This window comes from Paracoccaceae bacterium (assembly GCA_012103375.1).
Lineage (GTDB): Bacteria > Pseudomonadota > Alphaproteobacteria > Rhodobacterales > Rhodobacteraceae > WLWX01.
The window spans coordinates 3,048,669-3,074,889 of the sequence record WLWX01000001.1; the positions used below are offsets into that span (position 1 = coordinate 3,048,669).

Genomic DNA, 26,221 nt, shown 5'->3' on the forward strand with positions numbered 1-26,221 from the left:
CCCCTGTTCTTGCAGGAAATCCAGCTAGGATGTTGGCTATTCTGTCTGTCGTCGCCGGATTGGTGATCTTGCTGATCGGCGGAGATCTTCTGGTGCGCGGTGCGGTCAACCTGGCGCTGCGGCTGGGCGTTCCGGCGCTGATTGTCAGCCTGACGATTGTGGCATTCGGAACCTCGGCGCCTGAGCTTCTGATTTCGGTCGATTCGGTCCTTCAAGGGGCAGGAGGGCTGGCCCTGGGCAATGTTGTTGGTTCGAACATTGCCAACGTTCTGCTGGTGCTGGGTGTTCCAGCGCTGGTGTCGCGGCTGGCCACCGGCGATCCGGAAACGCGCCACAGCTATCTGATCATGCTGGCGGTATCGGTGTTGTTCATCGCGGTCTGTTTCTTCGGGCCGATCACCTGGGTGGCCGGGCTGGTCCTGTTGGCGGTTCTGGCCGTAATTCTGACAGGGCAGTTCCGCGCCGCCCGCGCCCATGCCGACGCTGCGCCCGATGATATCGAACTGGGTGACACGCATATGCCCTGGCCAAAAATCTGGCTGTTCCTGATCCTCGGGTTGATCGGTCTGCCACTGGGTGCGCATTTGCTGGTCGAAGGTGCGGTCACACTGGCAGAAGCTTTCGGCGTCACCGACCGCATCATCGGCCTGACCCTGATCGCCATCGGCACCTCGTTGCCCGAACTAGCGACCACCGTGGTTGCGGCCCTGCGCCGACAGGCGGATGTCGCGCTGGGCAATGTGATCGGATCGAACCTGTTCAACCTGCTTGCGATCATCGGCGTGACGGCAATGATCGGGCCGATCCCGGTGGACCCGTCTTTCGTGCGCTTTGATCTGTGGGTGATGCTGGCAGCCTCACTTGCGCTGGCCCCGTTCGTCTTCGGCTGGCGCAACCTGACGCGGCGCTGGGGCACGCTGTTTCTTGGCCTCTATGTCGCGTACCTGATACTGGTTGTTGTATGAAACGTGCATTGGTCACCGGGGCTTCGGCCCGTCTGGGTCGTGCCATGACCTTGTCGCTGGCCAAGGCAGGCTGGGACGTGGCCGTGCATTATGCCTCGTCCGAGGCGCAGGCGCGTGCCGTCGCCGCTGAGGTGGACGAACAGGGCCAGCACGCCGTCACCATGAAGGCGGACCTGTCGGATGAAGCGCAGGTTCAATCGCTGATCAACCGCGCCACGGACGGTCTGGGCGGGCCGCTAAGCTTGCTGATCAACAATGCGGCGGCCTTCGATCACGACACGATCCGGACGGCTGATCTGGACAGCTGGACCAAACACATGGGTATCAACCTGCACGCGCCGTTCGTTCTGTGCCAGAACTTTGCCGAACAGGCCCCGAAAGCGGTACTTGATGCGCAGGATGAACCGGTCGCCCAGGCCGCAATCATCAACATCATCGACCAGCGGGTTCGAAAACTGACACCCCACTTCATGACCTACACGCTGGCAAAATCCGCACTGTGGACACTGACCCAGACCGCCGCACAGGGGCTGGCCCCGGACATCCGGGTGAACGCAATCGGCCCGGGCCCGACCCTGATCGGATCGCGGGAAAGTGACAGCCACTTTGCCCTTCAACGGGCCGGAACCGTGCTTGAGAGGGGCTCGGATGTTGAGGATGTGACAGGCGCGATGCATTATCTGATAGGCGCGAAATCGGTCACCGGGCAGCTGATCTGCACCGATGGGGGCCAGCATCTGGCCTGGAAAACCCCCGATATCGAGGCGCGGAAATAGGGCCGATTCAGACCCGTCCGGTTCGATTTGTACACCGGGCGGCGAAGTTTCACCTTTCTGGCATAAAACCTGCAAGGATTTCAGGGTCTTGCCGACAGCTCTATATTTTACCGTTTTATATCAAAGCGTTACAATACTGCCTATTTTTTGGGCAGATCGTCGAAGCAGGCTGAAAACAACGAAATTTCCTGGATGGCGGGAAGTTGTCCGCAGAGTTATCCCCAAGTTGCGGGGACAGGTTTTTGCTTGCTCTTATTCGTGATCAGATGCAGCAGGCGACAGAATCAGGCAGGCCATGACGACCGAGGCAAACAGCAGCGACCAGAAGGTTACCGGCCACCGGCTTATCGCGGGGTATTTGCGCACGCTTGATGGTTCGCCCGGGGTGTACCGGATGCTCGATACCAAGGGTGCGGTGCTTTATGTCGGCAAGGCGCGCAACCTGAAGGCGCGGGTCAGCAGCTATGCCCGCCCGACCGGACACAGCCCCCGGATTGCGCGGATGATCCGCGACACCGCCAGCATGATGTTCCTGACGACGCGCACGGAAACCGAGGCGCTGTTGCTGGAACAGAACCTGATCAAGCAGCTGAAACCGCGCTACAACGTGCTGCTGCGCGACGACAAGTCGTTCCCGAACATCGTTGTCGCCAAGGATCACGCCTTTCCACAGATCAAAAAGCATCGCGGCGCAAAGAAGCAGAAGGGCGATTACTACGGTCCCTTCGCCAGCGCCGGGGCGGTGAACCGGACACTGAACCAGCTGCAGAAGGTGTTCCTGCTGCGGTCCTGTTCTGATGCGGATTACGAAGGGCGCACCCGGCCTTGCCTGCTGTACCAAATCAAACGCTGCAGCGCACCCTGTGTCGGCCATATCGACGAAGCCGCCTATGGCGCGCTGGTCCGCGATGCCGAGCAGTTTCTGCAAGGGCGCACCACCCGCGTGCAGGGCGATCTGGCCAAGCAGATGGAGGCCGCCAGCGCCGATCTGGAATTCGAACGCGCCGCCGCACTGCGTGACCGGATCAAGGCGCTGACACAGGTGCAGCAGGCGCAGGGGATCAACCCGGCCAACGTGACTGAGGCTGACGTGATCGGGTTGCACACCGACGGCGGGCAAGCCTGCGTGCAGGTGTTCTTCATCCGCGCCAACCAGAATTGGGGCAACCGCGATTATTATCCGCGCACCGGGTCTGGGGCCTCCAAGGCCGAGATCATGGAAGGCTTCGTCGGTCAGTTCTACGAAAACAAGGATCCGCCGCGACAGATCATCCTGTCAGACGGTTTCGACGACATGGAGCTGATGGCCGCGGCGCTGACCGAAAAGGCCGGGCGCAAGGTCGAATTGCTCCTCCCCCAACGCGGCGAGAAGGCCGAGCTGGTGGCGGGCGCACTCAGGAATGCCCGCGAAAGCCTGGCGCGCAAGATGTCCGAAACCGCGACCCAAGGCAGGTTGCTGAAAGGTCTGGCCGAGGCCTTCGATCTGGGCGATCCACCGCGCCGGATCGAGGTTTACGACAACTCCCACATTTCCGGCAGTCACGCGGTCGGGGCGATGATTGTGGCGGGGGCCGAGGGGTTCGAGAAGGGCCAGTACCGCAAATTCAACATCAAGGACGAAACCCTGACCCCCGGCGACGATTTCGGGATGATGAAAGAGGTTCTGACCCGCCGCTTCAAACGCCTGCTAAAGGAAGACCCGGATCGCAAGGCGGGCACCTGGCCCGACCTGCTGCTGATCGATGGCGGCGCCGGGCAGGTCAGCGCCGTACAGCAGATCATGACCGAAATGGGCGTGACCGACATCGCGATGATCGGTGTTGCCAAGGGCGAGGACCGCGATGCGGGCAAGGAAGAATTCCACCGCACCGGCAAACGGCCATTCGCCCTCAGGCGCGGTGATCCGGTCCTCTATTTCCTGCAGCGACTACGGGATGAGGCGCACCGCTTTGCCATCGGCACCCACCGCGCCAAACGCGCCAAAGCCATCGGTGCCACCCCGCTGGATGAGGTTCCCGGCGTCGGCGCGACCCGCAAACGCGCCCTGCTGGCGCATTTCGGATCCGCCAAGGCGGTGGCGCGCGCCGGGCTGGCGGATCTCAAAGCGGTCGAGGGGGTATCGGGGACACTTGCCGAAACAATCTATGACTTCTTCCATGCGCGGGGCTGACGGGATAAGGGTGGGGCCATGCGGCTGACGATCCCGAATATACTGACAATTCTGCGCCTGATTGCCGCGCCCGGCATCGTGTTTCTGTTCCTGTGGCTGCCGCGCCCCTGGGCCGATATGGCTGCACTGGTGCTGTTCGGCTTTGCCGCCCTGACCGATTGGATCGACGGGCATCTTGCGCGCCGCTGGGCGCAGGTGACAAAGCTTGGAACAATGCTGGACCCGATCGCAGACAAGGCGATGGTCGTGATCGCGCTGCTGGTCATTTCGGTTCTGACGGGTATCGACCCGGTGCCCGGCATTGCCGGGTTCGATGCGCTGATCATCATCCCCGCCACGCTGATCGTGTTTCGCGAGGTCTTCGTTTCAGGCTTGCGAGAGTTCCTTGGCGACACGGCCGGGACGCTGAAGGTCACCCGGATCGCCAAATGGAAAACCGCGATGCAGATGATCGCGATCTCGGTGCTTCTGGCGCAGGGGATCGCGGCGCATTACCTTGGCATGTGGACCTGGGGCATGGACGTTGACATGGCGCAGGCCGTTCTGGCGGGCGAGGTTGAAGATACGCTGGGCATCCGCCTGATGTACTACGCGAACCTGATCTTCGCCTGGGGCGGGCTAATGCTGCTCTGGCTGGCAGCGATACTGACGCTTCTGTCGGGTGCAGATTATTTCCGCAAGGCGCTGCCCTATTTGCAGGAAGATTGATGGTTGAGGTTGTCTATTTCGCCTGGGTGCGTGAACGGATCGGGATTCCGCGTGAAACGGTCGAAACCGGGGCCACCACCGTTGCCGATCTTGTCGCCGAACTGATTGCACGCGAAGCCCGGTACGAAGCGGCCTTCGCTGACACCACAGCAATACGCGTTGCGCTGGATCAGGAACTTGCGGAATTCGATGCGCCGCTGAAGGGCGTGCGCGAAGTGGCCTTCTTTCCCCCGATGACCGGCGGTTGAGATGTCGGTTCGGGTGCAAAGCGACCCGTTTGATGCCGGGGCCGAGCTGACAGCGTTTTCAGGCACGGTTCCCGGCGCGGGGGCCGTCGTCTCGTTCACTGGTATCGTTCGCGGTGACAATGATCTGGCGGCGCTGGAGATCGAGCATTATCCGGCCATGACGCAATCGGCGATCGAGGCAATGGTTGCCGAGGCGCGCAGCCGCTGGTCGCTGAGCGGGTGTCTGGTAATCCACCGCCATGGGACGCTGGCGGTGGGCGAAGCAATCATGATGGTCGCCACTGCCGCGCCGCATCGTCGCGCGGCTTTCGAGGCTGCGGATTTCCTGATGGATTACCTCAAATCCCGCGCGCCGTTCTGGAAAAAGGAAATAGGCCCGGAAGGCGCGGCCTGGGTCGCGGCCAAGGACAGCGATGAGGATGATTTGAACCGGTGGTGAACCCGGCGCGAATGGTTGCTGCGGGCGCGCCGGGTTGAACAATGTTACAGGAACAGGGTCCTGTTTGCCGGATCAATCCGTTTCGGAATAATCGTAGTCGTCGTCGTAATAATCATCGTCATAGTCGTCATCGTCTTCGTCATCCGACTCGTCCGTCCTGCGATCTTCACCCAGCGGTTGTGGTCCGGCCTTGGGGTCTTCGCGGAACGGGACGTACCCTGCCGGGATCGGACCAATTTGACCGCAGGACGCGATGTTGAGCTGGAACGGCTGTGACAACGGTGATTGATCCACGACAAACGGCATATCGCTGCGGAGTATGGCGTCACGCTCTGCCCTGTCATTCGGTGCCCGAACGGGTGAGAAACTGGGCGCCTGACCGACCGAACAACTGCCCGAGACAAAGGCGCAGGAGCTCAGCTCGTTACACATGAAAATGATGCCGCCAAATGAAACCAGATCGGTCAGCGTGGTTGTGACGATCGTGAAATCAAACTCGGTTCCGCGGATGCCAAGCGTCGCCGAGGGGGTCTGTATGTCGTAGACCTCTTTGCGGCTTTTTCCCGAAAGAAAGCGATAGGTACCGCTGACCGCGCGCAGCGTGAAACGTTCGGCCCGGTTTGATGCGCCGATCAACACATCCGAAACCACCAGTTTTGATCGCGGACCAACCGCCAGTTTGGTGCTGTCGTCAAAAATGATCTTGACCAGTCCGGTACGGTTTGTGACCACGGTGTCGCCACGCTCGACCGCGACGCCCGCCGCAATCGCGACCCGGCTGCCGCTGCGCAGGAAGCTTGCGCCCGGGGTCACATTGACCACCTTGCCCACGGATTGTGCGAATGCGGGGCTTACCCAGGCCGCCGAGATGACGGCCAGACACAAGAAGATGCTGCGTATTGAGTATGCCATCAAGTCCGCTCCTTACCCCGTGTCTGTTCGTTAACCGGAAGGATATGGGTCCAAACCTTGCAGTCAAGGGAACATCGGGAACAGGCGTGGATATGTTGCGGGCTGGAATATTGAATCGTTACATCGACACGGTTGCCCGTGACGACGCAAAATTCGAATCCCGGTCCCGGTCATGATCCCGGCACCGGTATTGGGTTGCAAACCTTTGGCAGAGGCACTGCCAGCAATCGTTAACTTATTTCTGTCGCGCTTGGCCGGAATCTGTCAATCTGACGCGGGATTACGGACGATACGGGACCAACATGCGCTTTGTAAGCGAACTCTTTGGCGCATCAATTGTCGGCGCGATGGTCGTGATCATGACGATCTCGTTTGTTTCAATCGTCTATACCGGCCCGCTGGAACAATTTCTGGATCGCGGCATCGGGACGACGCTGCTTGGTGCCTCGATCATGATGTTCGTAGGAACTTTGCTGTTTTCCTGGCGCGTCACCGTGATGAACCCGCAGGATCTGACGGCCATTCTGTTGGCCGGAGCCGCCGCCAATATTGCAGCACAGGGCGCCCTGGCGCCGCCAGATCAGCTTTTTGCCACTGTATTGATGATGATTGCAGTGACCGCGTTTGCCGGTGGAATTTTTGCAATGCTGTCGGGCAGGTTGCGCCTGACCTTCATTGTGCGTTTCATCCCCTATCCGGTCATGGGTGGCTTTCTGGCCGCGACCGGATATCTGCTGGTGCTGGTGCTGGGCGCATGCAGCATGCTGGTCGGGGAACCGATTGATCTGTGGACCCTTGGGCGGCTGGCCAAACCTGACGTCGTTTGGCTGTGGCTTCCCTGGCTGGCGGTCGCCGCTGTGGTGCTTTGGGCGACCAAGCGGCTGCGATCGCTGCATACGCTTCCGGTCGCCATCGCACTGACCTGCATCAGATTTTATGTTGTCCTCGGCGCAGTGGGCATCAGCCTTGAAACGGCATCTCTGAACGGGCTGCTTCTTGGGCCGTTTGGTTCCGGAAGTTTTCTTGCCGGGTTTGACGCAGCAACGGTCACACAGGCAGACTGGAGCCTGATTGCCGGTCAGATACCAACCATCCTGGCCGTGATCGCGATGATGCTTCTGGGTGCGGCGCTGAACCTTTCGGGCATCGAAATTGCCATAGGTCAGCCCATCAAACGCGACCGGGATTTCGTGGTGCTTGGCCTTGCAAATGCGGTCATGGCGCCCACGGGCGGATTGCTGGGATTCCCCGGAATCTCTACGACAATCCTGGGTCATCGCCTGGGGCTTCGCACCATTGCATCCGGTCTGTTGATCGCAGGTTTCAGCCTGACCACGGCCCTGTTTGGCGCCGGCCTGCTGGAGGTGCTGCCCCGTGGTCTGTTTGCCGCCACGATCATGTATCTTGGACTTGAATTGCTGGTGACCTGGCTTTGGATTGAACGTAAGCGCCTTATGGCCAGCGATTTTTCGATCGTTCTGTTCATCCTGGCCACCTCGGCCGCATTCGGATTTCTCGAAGCGCTCGTACTGGGATTGTTTCTATCGATCGTGCTGTTTGTGGTTTCTTATTCCACCCAAAACTTTGTCCATCTCAGAACCACATTGAACACCCGACGTTCGACCATCGAACGTGACCTTGCCGAGCTGGATTTTTTCGCCCGGGTTGGGGACTCGGTCCGCATTATCGAATACTCGGGCTATCTTTTCTTCGGGACTGCGGCGCGCATGCGTGAGGACATTGACGCCGAACTGGCCGAGGCTGCGTCCCTGCCGGACAGAATGATCCTCGACTTCTCGCGCGTGCAGGGGATCGACGCCTCGGCGGCCAACAGCCTTGATCAGATCATCCGGGGTTGCGAGTTGCGCGGTGTATCGATGCTTATCAGCGGCCTGTCCGGCAGTTCCAAAGAAAAGCTCGAAAAATTCTATGGCGCCAAGAACCCCGTTTCGGCAATCAGCTATGACAGCTTGGACAAGGCGCTTCAGGCCGCAGAGCAATCGTTGCTCGACTCGGCCCCCGACGCCGGAGATGAGAAATACAGCAGTTCATTTTACAAGACCCTGGTCAGCAGAAGCCCGGGATATGTCTAGCCCCCAAGTTCTGGGCCATTTCTGATTAGAGTTTCTGGCATTGGTGGTCGCATGTTCAGAGCCTGGTGCGGACGTGTGTGGTTGTACTGCTTAAGCCAATGATTGATGACGATCTGTGCCTGTTTCGTTGTTGTGAACCATTCAGCGTTGAGGATCTCGTGCCGGAGAGTGCCGTTGAACCTCTCGTTGTATCCGTTTTCCCAAGGGGACCCCGGATAGATTCTAATTGGTCGAACACCAACGCGAACCAACCACTCCTGCATCGCCTTGGCTACGAACTCTGGGCCGTTGTCGGAGCGGATATACTCCGGCGTGCCATGGCAGAGGAGCAGCGGATATAGCGCCTCCAGAACATCTTCGGCGCCCATCCTGCTGCGAACTTCCACGGCCAGGGCCTGCCGGGTGTACTCATCCAGAACGGTCAGCATCTTGTAGCTCCGGCCATTGCTGAGCTTGTCGTGAACGAAGTCGATGCTCCAGATGTGGTTCGGATGCGTCGGCCTGAGGCGAATGATCGAGCTGTCCTTGTGATAAAGCCGTCTGCGCTTCCTGTGCCGCTGCGGGAGTTGCAGTCCTTCTTCCTGCCAGAGACGCTCAACCTTCTTATGATTGACCCGCCAGCCCTCGATGCGCAGGAGTTCCGAAACTTTACGATAGCCGTAGCGCCCATATTGCTTGGCCAGGCGGATCAAAGCGAGCCGTAGAGCATCATCGTCTTTTGGCGCGGGTCGATATTGCAGAGAGCTTCGCGCCAGACCGACGACCCGGCAGGTCCTCCGCTCCGAGGTCGCGAGCTTTTGGCGCGTATGAATAACGGCCTGACGGAGCTCCCCAGTCGTCAGGCCCTGGGCTTTAAGTAGTTCAGGCTTTCTTTGAGGATCAGCTTGTCCAATTCAAGCTCAGCGACGATCTTCTTGAGACGCCCATTCTCCTTTTCCAGGCTGCGCATCTCCGACAACTGCGACCGTCCCATACCACCAAACCGTTTCCGCCAGTTGTAATATGTCGCATCGCTGATGCCGACGCTACGACACGCCGATGCAACGTCACTTCCTCCCGTCAGCTTCAGCTCAATCTCACGCAGCAGCTTCAATACATCTTCGTCCGAATGCCGTTTCCGTGCCATTACATATTCCCCTCTCAAGACCAATGTAGTGGCCCAGTTTTAGGGGGGAAGGACACAAGTGTACCTCTTCACAGAGCCGCCGCTCGGACCGGATGCCGAAGCAGTAACCGACGATCAGCATCCGGATCAGCAGTTCAGGATCGATCGAAGGACGACCGGTGTGGCTGTAGAAATCGGCAAGATGGGCGCGGATGCTGCTCAGATCGACGAAACGATCAATCGATCGCAGCAGGTGATCTTGCGGGACATGGTCTTCCAGCGAGAACTCATAGAACAGCGCCGCCTGTGCTTCCTGCCTCGGTCCCATCATGGCTGATCCTCCCGCTTGTTGAGAGGATTGAATCAGCGCCATAGCCCTCGATCAAGCAGGAGTTTTTCAACAAAATTAGGCCAAAGCGGGCTTTCGCCCGCTATATCAAGTGATCCCGGAGCGATTGCGACCGAGCAGCCAAAGCAACTTAAATCCGAAAATTCTCAAGATCAGTCGAAACTGTACTAATGCCAGATCGCAGCGATCCTAGTCAGGGATTTCAACTGTTCCGACAATGTGAGTTTTCCTCAGGGGAAGCGCCCGGTATGCTGACGCGATGTCGGTTGTCGCGATTCCGCTACCAGTCATTCCTTCGTAGCGCCCCGTCCCGGTGATGATTTCCCAGGTGTTTGCCGCGCCTTTTTCACCTGCCTTCCATCGCATGGTGAAAGTGTCATCGCCGTCACCGAACACGCATATTCCAGTGATCGAGTTTGTTCCGTCTTCGAATCCAAATCCAGAACCCAGACATCTGGCGGGCCCATCATCCATGGGACCCTCAATTACTTCGAAGCCGCCAGTGTTGTCCGTCAGGTGAAAAATGCGATCACCAAGGCCAAAGTTCTCTTGGTTCAGAGGGTAGACATTGTTGATTTCGATGCGTTGTTCTCCTGCACTAACTGGTGCAGCGAGTATCGCCAAAAGTAGGGTGATCCGAAAGGTTTGCATTTTGTTTTCCATGAATACCTCTCACCCTAAGGGCCGTTGAAACTTTTGCAATTGCAAAGATGTTGGTGGCCATCGACGTATGGTGTGCGGGGGAAGGCGCCGATGCTATGTCAAGAATGCGCTCCATGCCGACCTCCAAGCATCCCGCTTGCCAAGCGCCGCGACCTCCGCTATCCTGCGCCGGTTCCCGCATGGGGACATCCCTGTGGAAGGCGAGGGGGCGCGCGCGTCCCGGACCGGACCACATCAACCCATCCGGCGGGTCGCGTCCCGTTCGGAGTTGAGACGAAGGAGAGGCCAGATGGCCAAGAAAATCGCTGGCACCATGAAGCTTCAGGTGCCTGCCGGACAAGCCAACCCATCCCCGCCCGTCGGGCCGGCATTGGGTCAGCGCGGCATCAACATCATGGAATTCTGCAAGGCATTCAACGCCAAAACGCAGGAACTTGAAGCGGGCGCCCCATGCCCGACCGTGATCACCTATTATCAGGACAAATCGTTCTCGATGGATATCAAGACGCCGCCTGCGTCCTACTTCCTGAAAAAAGCGGCCAAGCTGAAGTCCGGCGCCAAGACCCCCAGCCGCGAGGTTGTCGGTTCGGTCACCACCAAGCAGGTGCGTGAGATTGCCGAGGCAAAGATGAAAGACCTGAACGCGACCAGCATCGAAGGCGCGATGAAGATCATCATCGGCTCGGCCGGGTCGATGGGCATCGAGGTGAAAGGGTAAATCATGGCAAAGCTAGGAAAACGCACCCGCGCCGCCCGTGAAGCCATCGCTGGCAAGGGCGACATGAGCGTCGCAGACGCCGTCGCCGCCGTGAAGGCCAATGCGACCGCGAAATTCGATGAGACGATCGAGATTGCAATGAACCTGGGCGTCGACCCGCGCCACGCCGACCAGATGGTCCGTGGCTCGGTCAACCTGCCCAACGGCACCGGCAAGACGGTCCGCGTGGCGGTGTTCGCCCGTGGTCCGAAAGCGGATGAGGCGAAAGAGGCCGGGGCGGATATCGTCGGGGCCGAGGACCTGATGGAAATCGTCCAGGGCGGCAAGATAGAGTTCGACCGCTGCATCGCAACGCCGGACATGATGCCGATTGTGGGTCGTCTGGGCAAAGTTCTGGGCCCGCGCAATCTGATGCCGAACCCACGGGTCGGCACGGTGACGATGGACGTCAAAGAGGCGGTCGAGGCAGCCAAAGGCGGCCAAGTGCAGTTCAAGGCCGAAAAGAACGGCGTTGTGCATGCAGGCGTCGGCAAAGCCTCGTTCGATGAAAAAGCGCTGAACGAGAATGTTCAGGCCTTCGTCGACGCGGTCAGCAAAGCCAAGCCGAGTGGCTCCAAGGGGACATACATGAAGAAGGTCAGCCTGACCTCGACCATGGGCCCGGGGGTGACGATTGACGTGGCGAGCGCCACTGGCAATGACTGAGGCGGATCGCCCCGGTTTGAGATGAGAAAGGCGCGCCCGTTGGGCGCGCTTTTTTTGTTGTTGGCCAATATTGGAGAGTGAAATTGATTTTCGAACATCTATGACTTTGGCGTCAACGCTGCGTCACGCGTTTGACGCCGCCTGTGTATTCATCATCGCTTCAATACTGATTACGTCCGTGGCAAAAGCGGACCATTTGTCCAATTCTCAATGCTACGAATACTATGAATGCGTTCTCGGAGAGGAAAGCGCGCTTAACGAATGCTACGACAACGACTATCTCAAGGAAATTGGGACGAACCGAGACGTCTGCATGAGAATTGCCCAACATCAATGCAAGGTTATTGCGGGCATTCAAGGGACGGGCAGATCAATGACATTATCGCGTCCATTGAATTGGTATCACCGACCTTCGTTGCTGGATCATGACTCAGGCGTTGTGGCTTTGGTCGATGAAGACATTCGTATCTACAATTATGCTGGCTGGAATCACTGCAAACCGCAATATCAGGGTTTGAGGGATTTCTGGTGTGATCCCCAGCAACTTCGATACCCGCCAGAACCCTGGTGCGATGTGCTGCCGAACTACAATGTGAACCTGACGCTGCCAGAGGGCGCCGAGGAATTATTGCATCCGCTGCGACGCGAACTCATAAAGAAAATCAGGAATTACGCAACGGAATAACAGATAAGGTATCGCATCATGCGGATTACACGCCGGTCAATTCTGAAAAATGCGGCCCTTGCACCTATCACCGCTGCGCTGACGCGCTTTGCAAGCGCTGCTACGTCTGCGACGACGCATATTGTCACCATTAAAGACTTCACATTTGACCCGCCGATGTTGGACGCCAAGATTGGCGACACCGTCGAATGGAAGAACCTTGACGGCTTTATTCACACTGCAACAAGAGATGAAGAAGGTCGATTTGACACAAAGATCATCAGGACCGGGCGCTCCAAGTCACACACGTTTACAGGTGATAACGGCAGCGGAGAGTTCTCCTATCATTGCCAGATCTATCCGATGATGAAGGGCAAAATCACAGTTCGCAGATGATCTCGGCGCCGGGCGCTGCTTCGGTCACCTCGTACTTAAGTGAAGTCATCCGTCGACTCTAATCGAGACACGGCTGCCCCTTGTGGGTCCGCGCGGCGGATGTCTGAAGCTTTGCTGCCGATTGTCTGACAGGAAATTTCTGTTAGCCTTCTGATCGTGAGGCATTCAGGACAATGCCTATGCCAGCGCAGCAAATGTTCACGGAGGCCACCGAATGAAGAAGCTGTTTCCTTCGCTTCCCGAGGATGCGTCGCTCGGTAGTCTGTTCCAGATGTTTGGGGAAAAACTCGCGCCCTGGTGCCAATATGAGAGTCTTGTGATGCGCGGAGAGAGTGAGCTTTCTGCCGCCGAACGCGAATTAATTGCCGCCTATGTTTCCGGATTGAACGCCTGCTCTTATTGTCACGATGCACACACTATCTTTGCCCACGCATATGGTATTGAGCCAAGCGTGATTGAGGCGCTGATAGACGACCCAGATTCAGCACAGGTTGATCACCGGATGAAGCCTGTTCTTGCGTATGTTGCAAAGCTCACTTTGTCGCCTTCGCGTATGACAGAAGCGGACGCACAGGCTGTCTATGATGCTGGATGGTCCGAACGCGCTTTGTTCGATGCCATACAGGTTTGTGGCGTGTTCAATTTGGTGAACCGCCTTATCGAGGGAACCGGTATTGCAAATGTTGCCCGCGGCCCGGCAACGCTTGATGAACAGGCCGTGGAAAAGTTCACCAGCAATTCGTTCTATACTGATTTTGGCAGATCCAATGGTCTTGACGTAAAATAGCACCCGATCCGCTATGGGCCAATTTTGTTGAAAAACTCCTGCTTGATCGAGGGCTATGGCGCTGATTCAATCCTCTCAACAAGCGGGAGGATCAGCCATGATGGGACCGAGGCAGGAAGCACAGGCGGCGCTGTTCTATGAGTTCTCGCTGGAAGACCATGTCCCGCAAGATCACCTGCTGCGATCGATTGATCGTTTCGTCGATCTGAGCAGCATCCGCGCCCATCTTGCCGATTTCTACAGCCACACCGGTCGTCCTTCGATCGATCCTGAACTGCTGATCCGGATGCTGATCGTCGGTTACTGCTTCGGCATCCGGTCCGAGCGGCGGCTCTGTGAAGAGGTACACTTGAACCTCGCGTACAGGTGGTTTTGTCGGCTCGACCTGGCCGATCGGGTGCCGGATCACTCGACCTTTTCAAAGAACCGGCATGGTCGGTTCCGCGAGAGTGAGCTGCTGCGCCATCTCTTCGAGACCACGGTCGCGCGATGCATCGCCGAAGGTCTCGTCAGCGGTCAGCGCCTGGCCGTCGATGCCAGCTTGATCGAGGCGGATGCCAACAAGCAGTACTCTGCGCCAAAGGAAGAATGGGACATTGCGCGGATCGATGCAGACGCTGCACCCCGCGCGGTCCGCGAGTATCTCGACACTCTGGATGAGGCCGCATTCGGAGCAGCGACACCGGTCGAGCCAAAGTTCACGTCCTATTCCGACCCAGCCAGCCAGTGGACGGCGGCGCGTAAGGGTCCCGCATTTTTTGCCTACTCCGACAACTATCTCATCGATACCGATCATGGTGTCATCGTCGACGTGGAAGCGACACGGTCGATCCGTCAAGCCGAGGTGGGGTCAACCAAGACGATGCTGAAGCGGGCCAAAGAGCGCTTCGATCTTCATCCCGAACGGCTGATCGCCGACACCGCCTACGGATCGGGACCCATGCTCGGATGGCTGGTGGGTGAAAAGATCGCACCGCACATCCCGGTCTTCGACAAAGCCGGGCGCACCGATGGCACCTGGTCCCGAGCTGACTTCGAATGGGATGCCGAGAACAATCAATACATCTGCCCGGAAGGCGAGGCTCTGAAGCAGTTCCGCCGAAACTACTCCGACCCCAATCGCGGCCCAACCGGCAAGGGCGTGGCCAAGTACCAAGCGCTGAAGCACACCTGCCAATCCTGTCCTTCCAAGCCGAAGTGCTGCCCGAATGCCGACGCCCGTAAGATCACCCGTGAGGAACATGAGGACGCTCGCGACATCGCCCGCGCAATCGCCAAAACGCCGCAATACAAGATCTCGGTGAAGCTCCGGAAGAAGGTCGAAATGCTCTTTGCCCACCTCAAGCGCATTCTCGGCCTGGGACGGCTCCGATTACGTGGACCATGCGGCGCAAATGACGAATTCCTGCTCGCCGCCACTGCCCAAAACCTTCGCAAACTGGCAAAGATCTTTCCTGCACCGCAGCAAACGCGCAAAGCCTGATCAGAAAGGCGCTCGCGCTATGTTCAAATCGCTACTTTCTGCGCCCGCAACACGTTGTTTTTCCACAGAATCGGCTATGTTCCGAACCTTGCTGCAAACACACTCAGACGCAAGCGAAGCGGGATCATCGTTGCAATGGTCCCGACAATTGAGAATTCGATCTTCAGCGACACGATCCAGGGAATTTCAGACGTACTTGAAAGGGCTGGATATCAGTTGCTTTTGGGCTGTACGTCCTACGATCTGAAGAAAGAAGAAAAACTGACCCGCGCGTTCCTGGGGCGTCGGCCGGACGGTGTCATCTTAACGGGCACGTCTCATTCCGACAAAACTAGGAAACTCCTTGAAAATGCGGACATTCCCATTGTCGAAATGTGGGACCTGTCCGACAACCAGATAGACAATGGCGTCGGCTTCGACAATTTTCAGGCTGGGTATGAGATTGCGCGCTATATGCTGGAATGCGGATTTTCCAATATCGGCTATGTTGCCCCGACGCTCAGCCACGAAGCACATGAAAGCCGCGCCGCAAAGCGTAGCGCCGGCATCTATGCTGCCTTTGAAAACGCCGGCCGGTCTGCGCCCCTTCGCCGCAACGTGGACGATCCCCTGAATATCGATGAATGCGGTGTGATCGCGGCAGATTTCGTTGCCTCGCAAAAGGAATTGGACGCCATCATCTGCTCGAGCGAGGTTATCGGCGTCGGCGCCATAAAGGAGTTGCAACACCGCGGCTGGAAAATCCCCAGTCAGATCAGCATTGCCGGTATCGGTGATGCCAATATCGCCGGATTGGTCCACCCCGGCCTGACCACCATTCGAATTCTGGGCAGAAGAATTGGCGAACGCTCTGCCGAGGTGGTGCTGGAACATCTGAAAGACCCGAGCAGGGCCCGAATTCAAGATGACATCGGATTTCAGCTTGTGGTTCGCGATAGCACAAGGTGACACAGCCAAACGCCTGAAACCTGCCCATGAGTAAGCTGTGTATTTCGCATCACCGTCGTGCGAATACAGCACCCGATTTTGCTCCGCTATTTTACAATTGAAACCAGTTGCGGCGGACGGGCGTATTGGCATCGCCCAAATTCTGCCCGATTGAACAGCCCATTCCTAATTGACTATCGCATCGCCTAAATACGTTCTATTCCAATAACTTACCAGCATCCTGACGCCGCGATTCCGTCGCGGCCTGTTTTGCCAGGTTTTTGACAGCCGGCGCGGCAGCGATCTGTTTGCGCTTGGAGAATTGCGCCGAGTATTTGGCAATTCTCGAAAGATCATAGCGATAATTCACCATCGCGCCCGCGGATTGTGCCTTGCCAATTTCCGATCTGTTGGCGTCTGTGTGAATGGCATGCACAAGGGCGCCATTGGCAAGGTGAAATCTGGCGACGGGATCCAGCGGAAGCCCATCCGCTGCCTTCGCGGTCAGCAGGTAACGCGCCGCCAGCCGTTCAATATGGCGCGGATCGCCTTCGTCCTTTGGCAGGCCCAATTTCTGCAACCAACACATCAGCCCGGGAATTGGCGACAGCGTCACGAAGGTTTTGATATTGGGGAAGTCATGTGAAAGATCACGCGCGACCTGTTTGATCAGTGAATTGCCAAACGAAACACCAGCCAACCCTTTCTGGCAGTTGGAAATGGAATAAAATACCGCTGTATTGGCGTCTTCGGCGCCGATCTCTTTGCGTGTATCTGCCAGGACGGATTCGATTGATTTTGGAATCCCGTGGTTCAGCGCAACTTCGACGAATATCAGCGGTTCATCCGGCATCGAGGGGTGAAAAAAGCCAAAGCACCGCCGGTCGGTCGGCTGAAGCCTTCGGCGTAAATCGTCCCAGGTGCCGATCTCATGCACGGCTTCGTAAGCGATAATTTTTTCCAGTATCGATGCCGGGCTGTCCCAATTGATCTGCCGCATCACCAGAAAGCCGCGATTGAACCAGCTGCGCAGCAGGGACACCAGATCATGATCGGTTCGGGCAAGCTGTGGCCGTTCCTTCATCAGCTCCAGAAGATCCTGCCGCAGCCGCACAATCCCGGCGGTGGCACCGGGTGCCTCGTTCAATTTGCGAAACAGTGTCTGCCTTTGCGGCTCTGACGCGTCAGACAGGGCCCGAAAGTATTCCAATGACGGATCATCGCCGTACAGGCGCGCGCATTCCGCGATTTTGCTCGGGTCCAGGTCCAGTTCTTCATTCAAAAATTCGAAGAACGCGTATTTTTCAGTGCTGTCCAATTCGATGTAGCGACCAAGTATGGTGGTGGCCAGTTGGCGCACGGTCGATTCTGCCCCCTCGGACAGCAGCGCGCGGCAGATGTCGCGGATGTCGCGCCCGTCTTTCACACGCCGGCCAAAGACAGGTCGGTCTATGAGCGTTGTCAAGAGATCGCCGAGCGCACTGGTTTTCAACATCGCCCTGTTTCCTCAATGAAGTGACGCTTTTCCTGTGGAAAGCCCGACATTCAAGGAAATATTGCCCTCGTTCACCAGCCACTTTCGCAAAGAGTAACTTCGCGCACCACTCTGGTGCATTGGATCGGCATCGGCCAACGCCTTCGCTTCGCTCATCGATCCGGCGCGGTAAATGATCAGACCCGCGCCCTGCATCTCTTCGCCGGAAGAATCTGATGTGGGACCCGCAAGAACCAGCACGCCGCGCCGCTCAAGATCGCCTTGGTAATCAAGATGTGCGGGAAGGTTTTTCTTGACCTCATCGGCCTCTTTTTGCGGTTTCGTTTCAACAACATACAGTTCCAACGCCAGGGCGCCGCGTTCCTTTGCGATTGCCTTATAGTCATTCCACTGAACCATCGGATTCTCCACAAGAGCTGATCTGACCATAAAATATCGATATTAATTGACAACGCAAGAAAACATCGTCAAAAATTCAGAATGCGGAGAACACGCCCCACATCAGCCATTCACGAATTGACCGGCATCACCTGTGGGCTGCTGACGACGTGCGGAGCATCAGATTGACGCTGCACCCGGCAGTCGACGCTCAGGATGCGCGCGCGCTGGCGCAACAAGCGGTTCGTGATTTGCGCGGGCGGATTGAACGCCTGGATGACGATGCGATCGACCTGATCCTGCGGGACGCACGCAATCACTATAAATGGACGGATCGCCCGGTGCCCGCCGGGATTATCGAACAGGCGTATCAGATTGCGGCGCGTGGTCCGACCAGCATGAACAGTTGCCCGGCGCGATTCATCTTCGTGACCAGCCAGGCCGGGAAAGACAAGCTGGCGAAGTCATTGAAACCGCTGAACGTTCCCAAGATGCAGGCGGCACCGATCACAATCATCCTCGCCTATGATCTGGAGTTCTGGACCCATCTGCCGGTCCTGTTCCCGCACGAAGATCGGACGCATTTTTTTCGTGACAAGCCAGAGTTCACGCAGGAAACCGCTTTTCGCAACTCTACCCTGCAAGGCGGTTATTTCATGGTGGCGGCGCGCGCGCTGGGGTTGGACATCGGCGCTATGTCAGGCTTCGACAATGCCATCGTCGATGCGGAATTTTTCGCCGGGACCAGCATGAGGTCCAATTTTCTGATAAATATGGGCTACGCAGACGAATCCGCCCTGTTCCAGCGCTTGCCCCGCCTCGCGTTCGAAGACGCCTGCAAATTTGTATGAGGACCTGAATGGCCATCCGACAGAAAACCACCATCACAGTGAAAATGTCCGGCAAAGGCACAAGCCATGCCCGGTCCGAAGTCTATTCGCCCGACCTGACTGTCGCGATTGACGAACCCGTCGCGCGCGGCGGCACCAACACCGGGTTTTCGCCGACCGAAACCGCCTATGCGGCGCTGATCGGTTGCACCAACGTCATCGGTAACAAATGCGCCGACAAGCTGGGCGTCGACATCGGCCACCTGACTTTCGAGATGGAGATCGACTTTGACCGTCGCGGCGTTCTGCTGATGGAAGAAGTCGACGTGCCCTTCAAGGCCGTGCGGCTGGACGTGACCGCCGACGGCCCGGCCTCGGAAGAAGATATCAGGCGTGTCGGGCTCGAAACCGACAAATACTGCCCTATCGGCAAACTCTATCAGCAGGCCGGAACGGACCTGACTGTAACCTGGCGCAAGGGCTGAACCCGCGCCACACTCTGGGAGGAGACACCATGATCGCAACATTCACACGCCGCACGGCCCTTGGCCTTGCCATAGCGCTGACCACTGCCCCGGCCTTCGCTGCCGAGACTATCAAGGCAGTTGTCATCGACGGCTATCCAGCGCGCGCGCTCTGGGTTGCTGAGTTCACCAATTTCTTCATTCCCGAGGTCGACAAACGCCTGGCCGCAAACGGCAATTACGTGATGGAGTGGCAGGAAAGCTATGGCGGCGCGATCGTCAAACCCAAAAGCGTGCTGGAAGGCGTCAAGCTGGGCCTGGGCGATATCGGCATTGTCACCACCATCTTCCATTCCTCGAAACTGCCCAGCCAGGCGATTTCCGCAGTGACCCCCTTCGTCGCCGCCGATTCCCGCGCTGTGGCCAAGGCCGTGGACGAAATAGCCCGCGAATACCCGACCATGCAGAACGAGATGGCCGCCCAGAACCAGGTCTATCTGGCGACCGGCGTGGTTCTGGATACTTATCAGGTGTTCTCGAAAAACCCGGTCAGTGGTCTGAAAGACATCGAAGGCGGCAAGGTCGCTGGCGCGGGCATGAATCTGCGTTACCTCGAAGGTATTGAAGGTGCCGCCGGTGTGCGCGGCGGTCTGACGGATTTCTACAACATGTTGCAAACGGGTCTTGTGGATCACGCAATGCTCTGGCCGGAAGCCGCCAAGACCTTCAAGATCGCAGAAGTCGCGCCTTACATGCTGAAGGCGGACCTTGGCGCGGTGAATTCCAAGACCATCACCGTCAACAAAGATTACTGGGATGGCCTGCCGGAAGAAGTTCAGGGCGTGTTGAAAGACGTTGCCATCGCCTATCGCGATCACGTCGCGGGTATCGCCATGGACCGCGCAGCTGCCAGCCGCGAAGCCTATGTTGCCGCTGGCGGAACAATCGTCGATCTGGACCCGGCTGAACGTGCTGCCTGGGCGGCCGCGATCCCGAATATTGCAGCTGAATGGGCCGCCGATCTGGACGGCAAGGGCGAACCCGGCACAGACATGCTGAACGCCTATCTCGGCAAGTTGAAGGACGCTGGCTATACCGGCGTGCGCGACTGGTCCGCAGTGACCAACTGAACCCAGGGCGGCTGATATGCAGTCCCTGATATCGGCCGCAACCAGCCTTTGGAGGCTGGGCGGCGGGGTGGCCATCGCGGCAAACGCGGTGGGTACCCTGGTCGTATTGGCCCTGGTCGGCGTCGTCAGCTTTGACATCGTCGCGCGCGGGCTGTTCAACGCCCCGTTTCTGGGCGCTGTCGAAGTGGTGCAATTCTCGATGGTGCTGATCGTGTTCCTGCAATTGCCTGATGTGGTGCGGGTGAACCGCTTGACCCGCTCGGACGGTTTCCTGACCGTGATCGGCCCGCGCTATCCGCGACTGGCGCGCGCCCTGCAACGCGCCATCGACACGCTGTCGGCGGTGTTCATGGCGCTGGTTGCCGTCGCCATTTTCCCCGAATTCACCGAGATGTGGCACACCAAGGATTACTTTGGCGTTCCCGGCGTCTTTACCGCGCCATGGTGGCCGATCAAACTGGTCATCTTGCTCAGCGCCGCCCTCTGCACACTGTTGTTCGTGCTGAAAGTTGTCCTGCCCATGGCAAGAACCCAAATCGCCCGCGCGCCCGAACCGCAAAGCGCCCCGGAATGAGTCCGGTCGAAATCGGCTTCGCCTCGGTCGGGGCCATCGTCCTGCTGATCTATCTGGGCGTCTATATCCCCATCGCCCTGGGTGCGGTCAGCTTCGTGTCGATCTGGCTGATGCGTGACAACTTCACGCTGGCAATGAACCTGCTGAAAATCGCCATCGGCGATTCTGCGATGGAATACACATTCGCCACCATTCCGCTGTTTACATTCATGGGGCTGATCGTCTCCAAGGCCGGGCTGGGCGCGGATGTATATGAGGTTATGTCCACCGGATTCCGCCGGGTAAAAGGCGGCATCGGCATGGCCACGGTCGGGGCAAACGCGGTGTTTGCCGCCGTCACAGGATCATCCATCGCTTCGGCCTCGGTGTTTTCCAAGGTCTCAGTCCCGCAGATGCTGGGCCATGACTATAACCCGCGTTTCGCGGTGGGCGTCGTCGCAGGATCCAGCGTGCTTGGCATGATCATCCCGCCCTCGGCGATGCTGATCATCTATTCTTTCGTCGCCGAACAATCCGTGGGCGAAATGTTCCTGGCCGGGGTCGTCCCCGGCATCATGCTGGCCGTCGCCTATATCGGCGCGATCTGGGCCATGGGCCGTCTGACACCCGGATTTGTCGGCGGACGCCCCGCGACGGATTACGAGCGTATGCCAGCCGGCGAAATCGCCTCCAAAACCCTGCCCGTGGTGGGGCTGATCCTTGTCGTACTCGGCGGCATCTACACCGGCTGGCTGACCCCGGTTGAGGCAGGCGCAGCTGGAGCTTTGGTCGCCCTTGGCATCGCCATCGTCCGCCGTTCGATGTCCTGGCGCGATTTCTGGCACGCGCTTCTTGAAACCGGCCACATCACCGCCTTCCTGCTGTTCCTGATCACCGCCGCCTCGATCTATTCGCGGATGCTGGGGCTGGCCGGGGTGCCGAACCAACTGGCCGACATGCTTGCGGGCAACCAGAGCAGTTTCTTCACGATCATGGTCCTTTACGTGATCCTGATGCTGTTCCTGGGCACGCTTCTGGACACCGCCTCGATCATCCTGATTGTCGTGCCGCTGTTCCTGCCACTGATCGAACCGATGGGCCTCAGCCTTGTTTGGTTTGGCATTATCACAGTCGTAGGTGCCGAAATCGGGTTGCTCACGCCGCCGCTCGGCATCTCTTGCTTCGTCATCAAATCAACACTGGACGACCCGCGCATTAGCCTCAAAGATGTGTTCATGGGCGCATTGCCGTTTGCAGGCGTCATGCTGATTGTACTGATCCTGCTGATCCGGTTCCCGGCGCTCAGCCTGGCAATCCTGAACTAAAAGGTCACAGATGCGCAACGTCACAAAGGACAACATCACCGAGGTGTTCCTCGGCTATTTCGGCAAAGACACCGACCCGCGCCTGATGGAGATCATGACCTCTTTGGCGACCCATCTGCATGCTTTCGTCAAAGATACGGGGCTGACCCACGCCGAATGGGAAAAGGGCATCCAGCTGCTGGAATGGGCGGGCGAGATTTCCGACAAGGAGCGGCATGAATTCGTGCTACTGTCCGATGTGCTTGGGGTGTCGTCGCTGGTCGATATGGTCAATACCGTCGAAGGTGGAACCTCATCCTCGGTCCTTGGCCCGTTTCATATCACCGATGCCCCGGCGATTCCGATGGGTCACGACATGAAGCGCCATTATGAGGGTGCCGTGTTGATGGCCACTGGCGTGGTGCAAGACATGCACGGCAATCCGATCGAAGGCGCCAGCCTCGATATCTGGCAGACTGCGCCAAATGGTCTTTATTCCAGCCAGGACGACGAACAGGATACCTATTCCTTCCATGGTATTCAGACGACCGGGGCCGATGGCCGCTATGGATTCACGACCGTAAAGCCAGTCAGCTATACGGTGCCGACCGATGGCCCGGTTGGTGAAATCCTGAACGCCACCGGGCGCCATCCGTGGCGCCCAAGCCATCTGCATTTCATCGCCAAGGCCGATGGCTTCAAAACGCTGGTTTCCGAAGTGTTCGCCGACGACGATCCCTATCTGGATCAGGACACGGTGTTTGGCGTGCGCGAAGATCTGGTCATGCGCTACGTCGAACAACCCGCGGGATCATTTCCGTCAGAAGGGTTTGACCTGTCCGGCAAAGTCGATGGTCCCTGGCTGAAAGTCGACTTCGATCTGGTGCTGACGCCCGCCTGACATCGGTCCGACAAGTGCCATACGATTTGCATACGGTTTGCCGACGCAGTGCCGACCCGCAAGTTGCAGTATTTACAGGCCAAGCAATTCCGCCAAAAACGCGCCGGTCTTGCGGTAGTGATCAAGCAGATTTTCGCAAACGGCATCGACGTCCCGCGCCACCGCCGCGTCCAGTATTGCGCGATGCTCGGCCTCGACATTGCGGCGCCCATATCCTTCAGAGCGTGCCGCAAGATACCGATAGCGCACATTCAGATCATAAAGCTGGCTGCAAAACCGCAACAGGATCGGCGACGGGCAGGCAGCCAACATCGCCATGTGAAAGTTTTTGTGAAGTTTTTCATAGGCTTCTGCGTCACGCCGGCTGGCCTGCGCCATATGGTGATGGGCCAGAACCAGGTGATCCTCCCAGCCGGCATCGGCATGTGCCAGGGATTCTCGTACCGCCAGCTCTTCAAGATTGCATCGCAGGTCCAGAATCTCTCGGAATTGGGCGTTGCTGGTTTCGGCCACGCGAAATCCGCGCTGGTCCAACCGTTCGACCAATTGATCCGAGGTCAGCAGGCTCAACGCTTCGCGAACAGGCGAAGACCCTGTATCCAAAGAGTTTTTCAGAGATTCGATCTTCAATCTCTCGCCCGGAACCAGCCGCCCGGTTATGATGTCATCGCGTAGTCTTAGATAAACACGCTGCGTTGAAGACTGCGTCGACTTCGGATCATTGGCGGATTGTTTCATGCGACAAAACTGACATCTGCAAACACAAATAACAAACACTATCCATTCGCAAAAAAGTAGTTTTTTTGTTGAGGTGCATCGAAATATAGGCGAAAAATCAAAAGTGAAAACAGCCCGGAGGCACCTCGATGCGCGAATCCCATTTCGAAGACGGCAAATGGTGGGTCAGCCCCTACAACTTTGTCCCCGAGGTTCGCAAGTCACTGAACTTGCCGCCAAAAGTCGAAATCCACGATGCAACGCTGCGCGACGGTGAACAGACCCCCGGTGTGGTGTTTTCGATCGACGACAAGATCCGCATCGCCACCAAAATGGATGAGATCGGCATCGAACGGATTGAAGCCGGGATGCCTGCAGTATCGCCCATGGACGCCGAGGCAATAAAAGAAATCTCGAAACTTGGTCTGAAATCAAAGGTTTATACCTTCGCGCGCGCCATGAAAGCCGATATCGACATGGCCCTGGAATGCGGCGCGCAGGGCGTCATCATCGAAGTGCCAATCGGTTATCCCAAGCTGGTCACCCAGTTCGGCTGGACCTGGGAGGACGTGTTCAAGAAGTCCCGCGACGTCATCAACTATGCCCGCGAAAGCGGCCTTCACGCGGTCTATTTTCCGTATGACACCACCCGCGCGCGTCCAGATGATCTGACCAACCTGTGCAAGGCGATCATGGCCGAGTCGCCCCCGGATGCCATTGGAATCGTTGATACAATGGGGTGCGCAACACCAGAGGCGATCAAATATATGGTGCGCTGGGTGAAAGAAATGACCGGCCTGCCGATCGAGATTCACACGCATAATGACTTTGGCATGGGCGTTGCCACTGAACTTGCCGCCGTGACCGCGGGCGCTGAATGCGTCCACTCCTGCGGCAACGGATTGGGAGAGCGCACCGGCAACGCCGCGCTGGAAGAGCTGATGCTGGGCCTCGACCTGCTTTATGGGTACGACACCGGCTATCGTCTGGACAAACTGCCAGAGCTTGGGGCGCTGCTGAGCGACCTTTCCAACATCCCGATCGCACGCAACAAACCGGTTCTGGGCGACGGCAACTTCATCCGCGAAAGCGGTATCGGCATCCAATATGTCATGCACGACCCGCTGGTCATGTTCGGCACCCATCCCGCCCTTACCGGGCGCACGGGTGAGGTCGTTCTGGGCAAGAAAAGCGGCAAGGCTTCGGTCACCTATAAGATGGAGGCGCTGGGCCTGGGGGCGTTGGACGATGAGCAATCCGCCGAGGTTCTGGCCGCTGTCAAAGCCAAGGGCATCGAAAAACGCGACATACTCAGCGATGCGGAATTCCAGGATATCGTCGGGGCCGTGCGCGGCGCTGCCTGACGTCAACGCCCGCGGGTTCCGTTCCCGCGTATCACGCTATGTTTGCGACACCCCGTACCCGCTTTGCCCTGGGGGCAGGGCATCGGGGAGGCCCGTGTGACCTGTCAACGGCAGGATGGGGTCTGATCGTACTCTCTGCGCAAAAGTGAACAGGAAGGATCAGATCGCTCCGGGAAGGCCATCAAAGGCGATACTGGTTCAATAGGTCGCGCGGCCACCGGACAGATCAAATACAGCGCCAGTTGTGAACGAGTTTTCCGCGCTCGCCAGCCAACAAATCATGGATGCGGCTTCGGCAAGCTCTAACATGCGTCCGCGCGGTATTTTTGACAGGATCATATTCAGAAATTCCGGGTCCTGGCTGAGGGCCATTTTGGTTTTGGCAACGGCCGGGGTCACCGCATTCACCGAAATATCGTGCCCTGCCAGTTCCTTACCCATCGATTTGGTCAATGCCAGAACGGCGGCTTTTGTTGACGAATAAGCCGGCGCGCCGGGGTTTCCTTCTTTGCCGGCTACCGAGCTTAGGTTGACGATCCGCCCATAGCCCGCGGAAATCATATGCGGCACAACTGCACGGCTGACGTAATAGGCTCCGACCAGGCCGATGCGAACAACATCCTCGAACGCGCCATCTGGATATTCCCAGGTGGGCGCATTGGGGCCCACGATCGCTGCATTGTTGATCAGAATGTCGATTTTGCCGAAGTGCTCGACGACGCTCTGCGTTGCGGCGCGAACACCTTTCAGATCGCTGATATCGACATTCAGCGCCTGAATATTGTCCGAATTGCCACCAAGGCTTTCGCCAAGATCATCCAGCAGCGTCTGGTCCACCTCCCAGATCGACACTTTGCCGCCGCTGTCCAGAATGCGCTTGGCGACCGTATGGCCGATGCCTTGCCCGCCGCCGGTAACAATTGCGACGCGATTTTCAAAATCATAACGGTTCATGGGGGGGTGCTTTCAGTGTTGGA

29 protein-coding genes and 1 pseudogene are annotated in these 26,221 nt (G+C 57.9%); 21 read left to right on the top strand and 9 right to left on the bottom strand.

Annotated elements, in window-relative coordinates:
- Positions 1-29: 29 nt before the first annotated feature.
- The 6 genes from GKR99_15575 (at position 30) to GKR99_15600 (ending at position 5,306) form a co-directional block, all read left to right on the top strand.
- Positions 30-965 (top strand): calcium/sodium antiporter, encoded by a 936-nt coding sequence (locus tag GKR99_15575; protein NKB28885.1) that lies wholly within the window; start codon positions 30-32, stop codon positions 963-965.
- Positions 962-1,741, top strand: a complete 780-nt coding sequence (locus GKR99_15580; GenBank protein NKB28886.1) for an SDR family oxidoreductase — start codon at positions 962-964, stop codon at positions 1,739-1,741. Before GKR99_15575 ends, GKR99_15580 begins: the two co-directional genes overlap by 4 nt.
- 295 nt (positions 1,742-2,036) lie before the next feature.
- Complete coding sequence (gene uvrC, locus GKR99_15585; protein ID NKB28887.1) at positions 2,037-3,911, top strand: excinuclease ABC subunit UvrC; 1,875 nt, start codon at positions 2,037-2,039, stop codon at positions 3,909-3,911.
- Between the two features lie 18 nt (positions 3,912-3,929).
- Positions 3,930-4,619 (top strand): CDP-diacylglycerol--glycerol-3-phosphate 3-phosphatidyltransferase, encoded by a 690-nt coding sequence (pgsA, locus tag GKR99_15590; protein NKB28888.1) that lies wholly within the window; start codon positions 3,930-3,932, stop codon positions 4,617-4,619.
- Positions 4,619-4,867: a molybdopterin converting factor subunit 1 gene (moaD, locus tag GKR99_15595; protein NKB28889.1), complete on the top strand. Its 249-nt coding sequence runs from the start codon at positions 4,619-4,621 to the stop codon at positions 4,865-4,867. The genes pgsA and moaD overlap by 1 nt, the downstream gene beginning before the upstream one ends.
- Before the next feature lies 1 nt (position 4,868).
- Positions 4,869-5,306, top strand: a complete 438-nt coding sequence (locus GKR99_15600) for a molybdenum cofactor biosynthesis protein MoaE (GenBank protein ID NKB28890.1) — start codon at positions 4,869-4,871, stop codon at positions 5,304-5,306.
- Positions 5,307-5,378: 72 nt separating this feature from the next.
- Here the strand turns inward: GKR99_15600 and GKR99_15605 are convergent, their stop codons facing one another.
- On the bottom strand, positions 5,379-6,218 hold the full coding sequence (locus GKR99_15605) for a hypothetical protein (GenBank protein ID NKB28891.1): 840 nt from the start codon (positions 6,216-6,218) through the stop codon (positions 5,379-5,381).
- A 302-nt stretch (positions 6,219-6,520) separates the two neighbouring features.
- On the opposite strand from GKR99_15605, the gene GKR99_15610 reads away from it, so the two are divergent.
- Positions 6,521-8,311: an STAS domain-containing protein gene (locus GKR99_15610; protein ID NKB28892.1), complete on the top strand. Its 1,791-nt coding sequence runs from the start codon at positions 6,521-6,523 to the stop codon at positions 8,309-8,311.
- Here the strand turns inward: GKR99_15610 and GKR99_15615 are convergent.
- The 4 genes and pseudogenes from GKR99_15615 to GKR99_15630 form a co-directional block, all read right to left on the bottom strand.
- Positions 8,308-9,204 carry an IS3 family transposase gene (locus GKR99_15615; GenBank protein NKB28893.1) on the bottom strand — a complete coding sequence of 299 codons (897 nt, stop codon included), beginning with the start codon at positions 9,202-9,204 and terminating at the stop codon, positions 8,308-8,310. The genes GKR99_15610 and GKR99_15615 overlap by 4 nt on opposite strands.
- Positions 9,150-9,437, bottom strand: coding sequence for a transposase (locus GKR99_15620; protein ID NKB28894.1), 288 nt, complete (start codon positions 9,435-9,437; stop codon positions 9,150-9,152). The genes GKR99_15615 and GKR99_15620 overlap by 55 nt, the downstream gene beginning before the upstream one ends.
- A 55-nt stretch (positions 9,438-9,492) precedes the next feature.
- A pseudogene (locus GKR99_15625) lies at positions 9,493-9,747 on the bottom strand (IS5/IS1182 family transposase).
- 207 nt (positions 9,748-9,954) lie between these two features.
- A complete protein-coding gene (locus tag GKR99_15630) occupies positions 9,955-10,428 on the bottom strand; it encodes a hypothetical protein (protein NKB28895.1) in 474 nt (157 codons plus the stop codon).
- A 289-nt stretch (positions 10,429-10,717) separates the two neighbouring features.
- On the opposite strand from GKR99_15630, the gene rplK reads away from it, so the two are divergent.
- The 7 genes from rplK (at position 10,718) to GKR99_15665 (ending at position 16,129) form a co-directional block, all read left to right on the top strand.
- Complete coding sequence (gene rplK / locus GKR99_15635) at positions 10,718-11,146, top strand: 50S ribosomal protein L11 (GenBank protein ID NKB28896.1); 429 nt, start codon at positions 10,718-10,720, stop codon at positions 11,144-11,146.
- Between the two features lie 3 nt (positions 11,147-11,149).
- Entirely contained in the window at positions 11,150-11,851 is a 702-nt protein-coding gene (gene rplA, locus GKR99_15640) for a 50S ribosomal protein L1 (GenBank protein ID NKB28897.1), read from the top strand.
- A 178-nt stretch (positions 11,852-12,029) separates the two neighbouring features.
- Positions 12,030-12,536, top strand: coding sequence for a hypothetical protein (locus tag GKR99_15645; GenBank protein NKB28898.1), 507 nt, complete (start codon positions 12,030-12,032; stop codon positions 12,534-12,536).
- 18 nt (positions 12,537-12,554) lie between these two features.
- Entirely contained in the window at positions 12,555-12,911 is a 357-nt protein-coding gene (locus GKR99_15650; protein NKB28899.1) for a hypothetical protein, read from the top strand.
- 214 nt (positions 12,912-13,125) lie between these two features.
- Complete coding sequence (locus GKR99_15655; GenBank protein ID NKB28900.1) at positions 13,126-13,698, top strand: peroxidase-related enzyme; 573 nt, start codon at positions 13,126-13,128, stop codon at positions 13,696-13,698.
- A gap of 97 nt (positions 13,699-13,795) precedes the next feature.
- Entirely contained in the window at positions 13,796-15,181 is a 1,386-nt protein-coding gene (locus GKR99_15660; protein ID NKB28901.1) for an IS1182 family transposase, read from the top strand.
- 135 nt (positions 15,182-15,316) lie between these two features.
- On the top strand, positions 15,317-16,129 hold the full coding sequence (locus GKR99_15665) for a substrate-binding domain-containing protein (GenBank protein NKB28902.1): 813 nt from the start codon (positions 15,317-15,319) through the stop codon (positions 16,127-16,129).
- A gap of 196 nt (positions 16,130-16,325) precedes the next feature.
- Here GKR99_15665 and GKR99_15670 read toward each other — a convergent pair whose 3' ends face one another.
- A complete protein-coding gene (locus tag GKR99_15670; protein ID NKB28903.1) occupies positions 16,326-17,603 on the bottom strand; it encodes a decarboxylase in 1,278 nt (425 codons plus the stop codon).
- A 12-nt stretch (positions 17,604-17,615) separates the two neighbouring features.
- Positions 17,616-18,002 (bottom strand): hypothetical protein, encoded by a 387-nt coding sequence (locus GKR99_15675; protein ID NKB28904.1) that lies wholly within the window; start codon positions 18,000-18,002, stop codon positions 17,616-17,618.
- A gap of 170 nt (positions 18,003-18,172) precedes the next feature.
- Between GKR99_15675 and GKR99_15680 the strand changes: the two genes are divergently transcribed.
- The 6 genes from GKR99_15680 to GKR99_15705 are packed head-to-tail and all read left to right on the top strand — an operon-like array spanning position 18,173 to position 23,163.
- Complete coding sequence (locus GKR99_15680) at positions 18,173-18,832, top strand: malonic semialdehyde reductase (protein ID NKB28905.1); 660 nt, start codon at positions 18,173-18,175, stop codon at positions 18,830-18,832.
- An 8-nt stretch (positions 18,833-18,840) separates the two neighbouring features.
- Positions 18,841-19,296, top strand: coding sequence for an OsmC family peroxiredoxin (locus GKR99_15685; protein ID NKB28906.1), 456 nt, complete (start codon positions 18,841-18,843; stop codon positions 19,294-19,296).
- Between the two features lie 29 nt (positions 19,297-19,325).
- The gene (locus GKR99_15690; protein ID NKB28907.1) at positions 19,326-20,405 is read left to right on the top strand and encodes a C4-dicarboxylate ABC transporter; all 1,080 of its coding nucleotides are present in this window, start codon (positions 19,326-19,328) and stop codon (positions 20,403-20,405) included.
- A gap of 16 nt (positions 20,406-20,421) precedes the next feature.
- Positions 20,422-20,979 carry a TRAP transporter small permease subunit gene (locus tag GKR99_15695; GenBank protein NKB28908.1) on the top strand — a complete coding sequence of 186 codons (558 nt, stop codon included), beginning with the start codon at positions 20,422-20,424 and terminating at the stop codon, positions 20,977-20,979.
- Positions 20,976-22,283, top strand: a complete 1,308-nt coding sequence (locus tag GKR99_15700) for a TRAP transporter large permease subunit (protein ID NKB28909.1) — start codon at positions 20,976-20,978, stop codon at positions 22,281-22,283. Before GKR99_15695 ends, GKR99_15700 begins: the two co-directional genes overlap by 4 nt.
- A 10-nt stretch (positions 22,284-22,293) precedes the next feature.
- Entirely contained in the window at positions 22,294-23,163 is an 870-nt protein-coding gene (locus GKR99_15705) for a hydroxyquinol 1,2-dioxygenase (GenBank protein ID NKB28910.1), read from the top strand.
- Between the two features lie 72 nt (positions 23,164-23,235).
- Here GKR99_15705 and GKR99_15710 read toward each other — a convergent pair whose 3' ends face one another.
- Positions 23,236-23,901 carry an FCD domain-containing protein gene (locus tag GKR99_15710; protein ID NKB28911.1) on the bottom strand — a complete coding sequence of 222 codons (666 nt, stop codon included), beginning with the start codon at positions 23,899-23,901 and terminating at the stop codon, positions 23,236-23,238.
- A 128-nt stretch (positions 23,902-24,029) separates the two neighbouring features.
- On the opposite strand from GKR99_15710, the gene GKR99_15715 reads away from it, so the two are divergent.
- Positions 24,030-25,244, top strand: a complete 1,215-nt coding sequence (locus tag GKR99_15715) for a 2-isopropylmalate synthase (GenBank protein NKB28912.1) — start codon at positions 24,030-24,032, stop codon at positions 25,242-25,244.
- A gap of 198 nt (positions 25,245-25,442) precedes the next feature.
- On the opposite strand, the gene GKR99_15720 is transcribed toward GKR99_15715, so the two are convergent.
- Positions 25,443-26,198 (bottom strand): SDR family NAD(P)-dependent oxidoreductase, encoded by a 756-nt coding sequence (locus tag GKR99_15720; GenBank protein ID NKB28913.1) that lies wholly within the window; start codon positions 26,196-26,198, stop codon positions 25,443-25,445.
- Positions 26,199-26,221 lie beyond the last annotated feature (23 nt).

Excerpts from the sequence above, each read along its gene's own strand:
- GKR99_15660 (NKB28901.1), top strand. The coding sequence starts at position 13,796 with ATGATGGGACCGAGGCAGGAAGCACAGGCGGCGCTGTTCTATGAGTTC.
- GKR99_15575 (NKB28885.1), top strand. The coding sequence starts at position 30 with ATGTTGGCTATTCTGTCTGTCGTCGCCGGATTGGTGATCTTGCTGATC.
- GKR99_15605 (NKB28891.1), bottom strand. The coding sequence starts at position 6,218 with ATGGCATACTCAATACGCAGCATCTTCTTGTGTCTGGCCGTCATCTCG.
- uvrC (NKB28887.1), top strand. The coding sequence starts at position 2,037 with ATGACGACCGAGGCAAACAGCAGCGACCAGAAGGTTACCGGCCACCGG.
- GKR99_15665 (NKB28902.1), top strand. The coding sequence starts at position 15,317 with ATGGTCCCGACAATTGAGAATTCGATCTTCAGCGACACGATCCAGGGA.
- GKR99_15650 (NKB28899.1), top strand. The coding sequence starts at position 12,555 with ATGCGGATTACACGCCGGTCAATTCTGAAAAATGCGGCCCTTGCACCT.
- GKR99_15580 (NKB28886.1), top strand. The coding sequence starts at position 962 with ATGAAACGTGCATTGGTCACCGGGGCTTCGGCCCGTCTGGGTCGTGCC.
- GKR99_15715 (NKB28912.1), top strand. The coding sequence starts at position 24,030 with ATGCGCGAATCCCATTTCGAAGACGGCAAATGGTGGGTCAGCCCCTAC.
- rplK (NKB28896.1), top strand. The coding sequence starts at position 10,718 with ATGGCCAAGAAAATCGCTGGCACCATGAAGCTTCAGGTGCCTGCCGGA.
- pgsA (NKB28888.1), top strand. The coding sequence starts at position 3,930 with ATGCGGCTGACGATCCCGAATATACTGACAATTCTGCGCCTGATTGCC.
- GKR99_15610 (NKB28892.1), top strand. The coding sequence starts at position 6,521 with ATGCGCTTTGTAAGCGAACTCTTTGGCGCATCAATTGTCGGCGCGATG.
- GKR99_15600 (NKB28890.1), top strand. The coding sequence starts at position 4,869 with ATGTCGGTTCGGGTGCAAAGCGACCCGTTTGATGCCGGGGCCGAGCTG.
- GKR99_15675 (NKB28904.1), bottom strand. The coding sequence starts at position 18,002 with ATGGTTCAGTGGAATGACTATAAGGCAATCGCAAAGGAACGCGGCGCC.
- GKR99_15655 (NKB28900.1), top strand. The coding sequence starts at position 13,126 with ATGAAGAAGCTGTTTCCTTCGCTTCCCGAGGATGCGTCGCTCGGTAGT.
- GKR99_15670 (NKB28903.1), bottom strand. The coding sequence starts at position 17,603 with ATGTTGAAAACCAGTGCGCTCGGCGATCTCTTGACAACGCTCATAGAC.
- GKR99_15630 (NKB28895.1), bottom strand. The coding sequence starts at position 10,428 with ATGGAAAACAAAATGCAAACCTTTCGGATCACCCTACTTTTGGCGATA.
- GKR99_15710 (NKB28911.1), bottom strand. The coding sequence starts at position 23,901 with ATGAAACAATCCGCCAATGATCCGAAGTCGACGCAGTCTTCAACGCAG.
- GKR99_15720 (NKB28913.1), bottom strand. The coding sequence starts at position 26,198 with ATGAACCGTTATGATTTTGAAAATCGCGTCGCAATTGTTACCGGCGGC.
- moaD (NKB28889.1), top strand. The coding sequence starts at position 4,619 with ATGGTTGAGGTTGTCTATTTCGCCTGGGTGCGTGAACGGATCGGGATT.
- GKR99_15685 (NKB28906.1), top strand. The coding sequence starts at position 18,841 with ATGGCCATCCGACAGAAAACCACCATCACAGTGAAAATGTCCGGCAAA.
- rplA (NKB28897.1), top strand. The coding sequence starts at position 11,150 with ATGGCAAAGCTAGGAAAACGCACCCGCGCCGCCCGTGAAGCCATCGCT.
- GKR99_15705 (NKB28910.1), top strand. The coding sequence starts at position 22,294 with ATGCGCAACGTCACAAAGGACAACATCACCGAGGTGTTCCTCGGCTAT.
- GKR99_15695 (NKB28908.1), top strand. The coding sequence starts at position 20,422 with ATGCAGTCCCTGATATCGGCCGCAACCAGCCTTTGGAGGCTGGGCGGC.
- GKR99_15700 (NKB28909.1), top strand. The coding sequence starts at position 20,976 with ATGAGTCCGGTCGAAATCGGCTTCGCCTCGGTCGGGGCCATCGTCCTG.
- GKR99_15620 (NKB28894.1), bottom strand. The coding sequence starts at position 9,437 with ATGGCACGGAAACGGCATTCGGACGAAGATGTATTGAAGCTGCTGCGT.
- GKR99_15690 (NKB28907.1), top strand. The coding sequence starts at position 19,326 with ATGATCGCAACATTCACACGCCGCACGGCCCTTGGCCTTGCCATAGCG.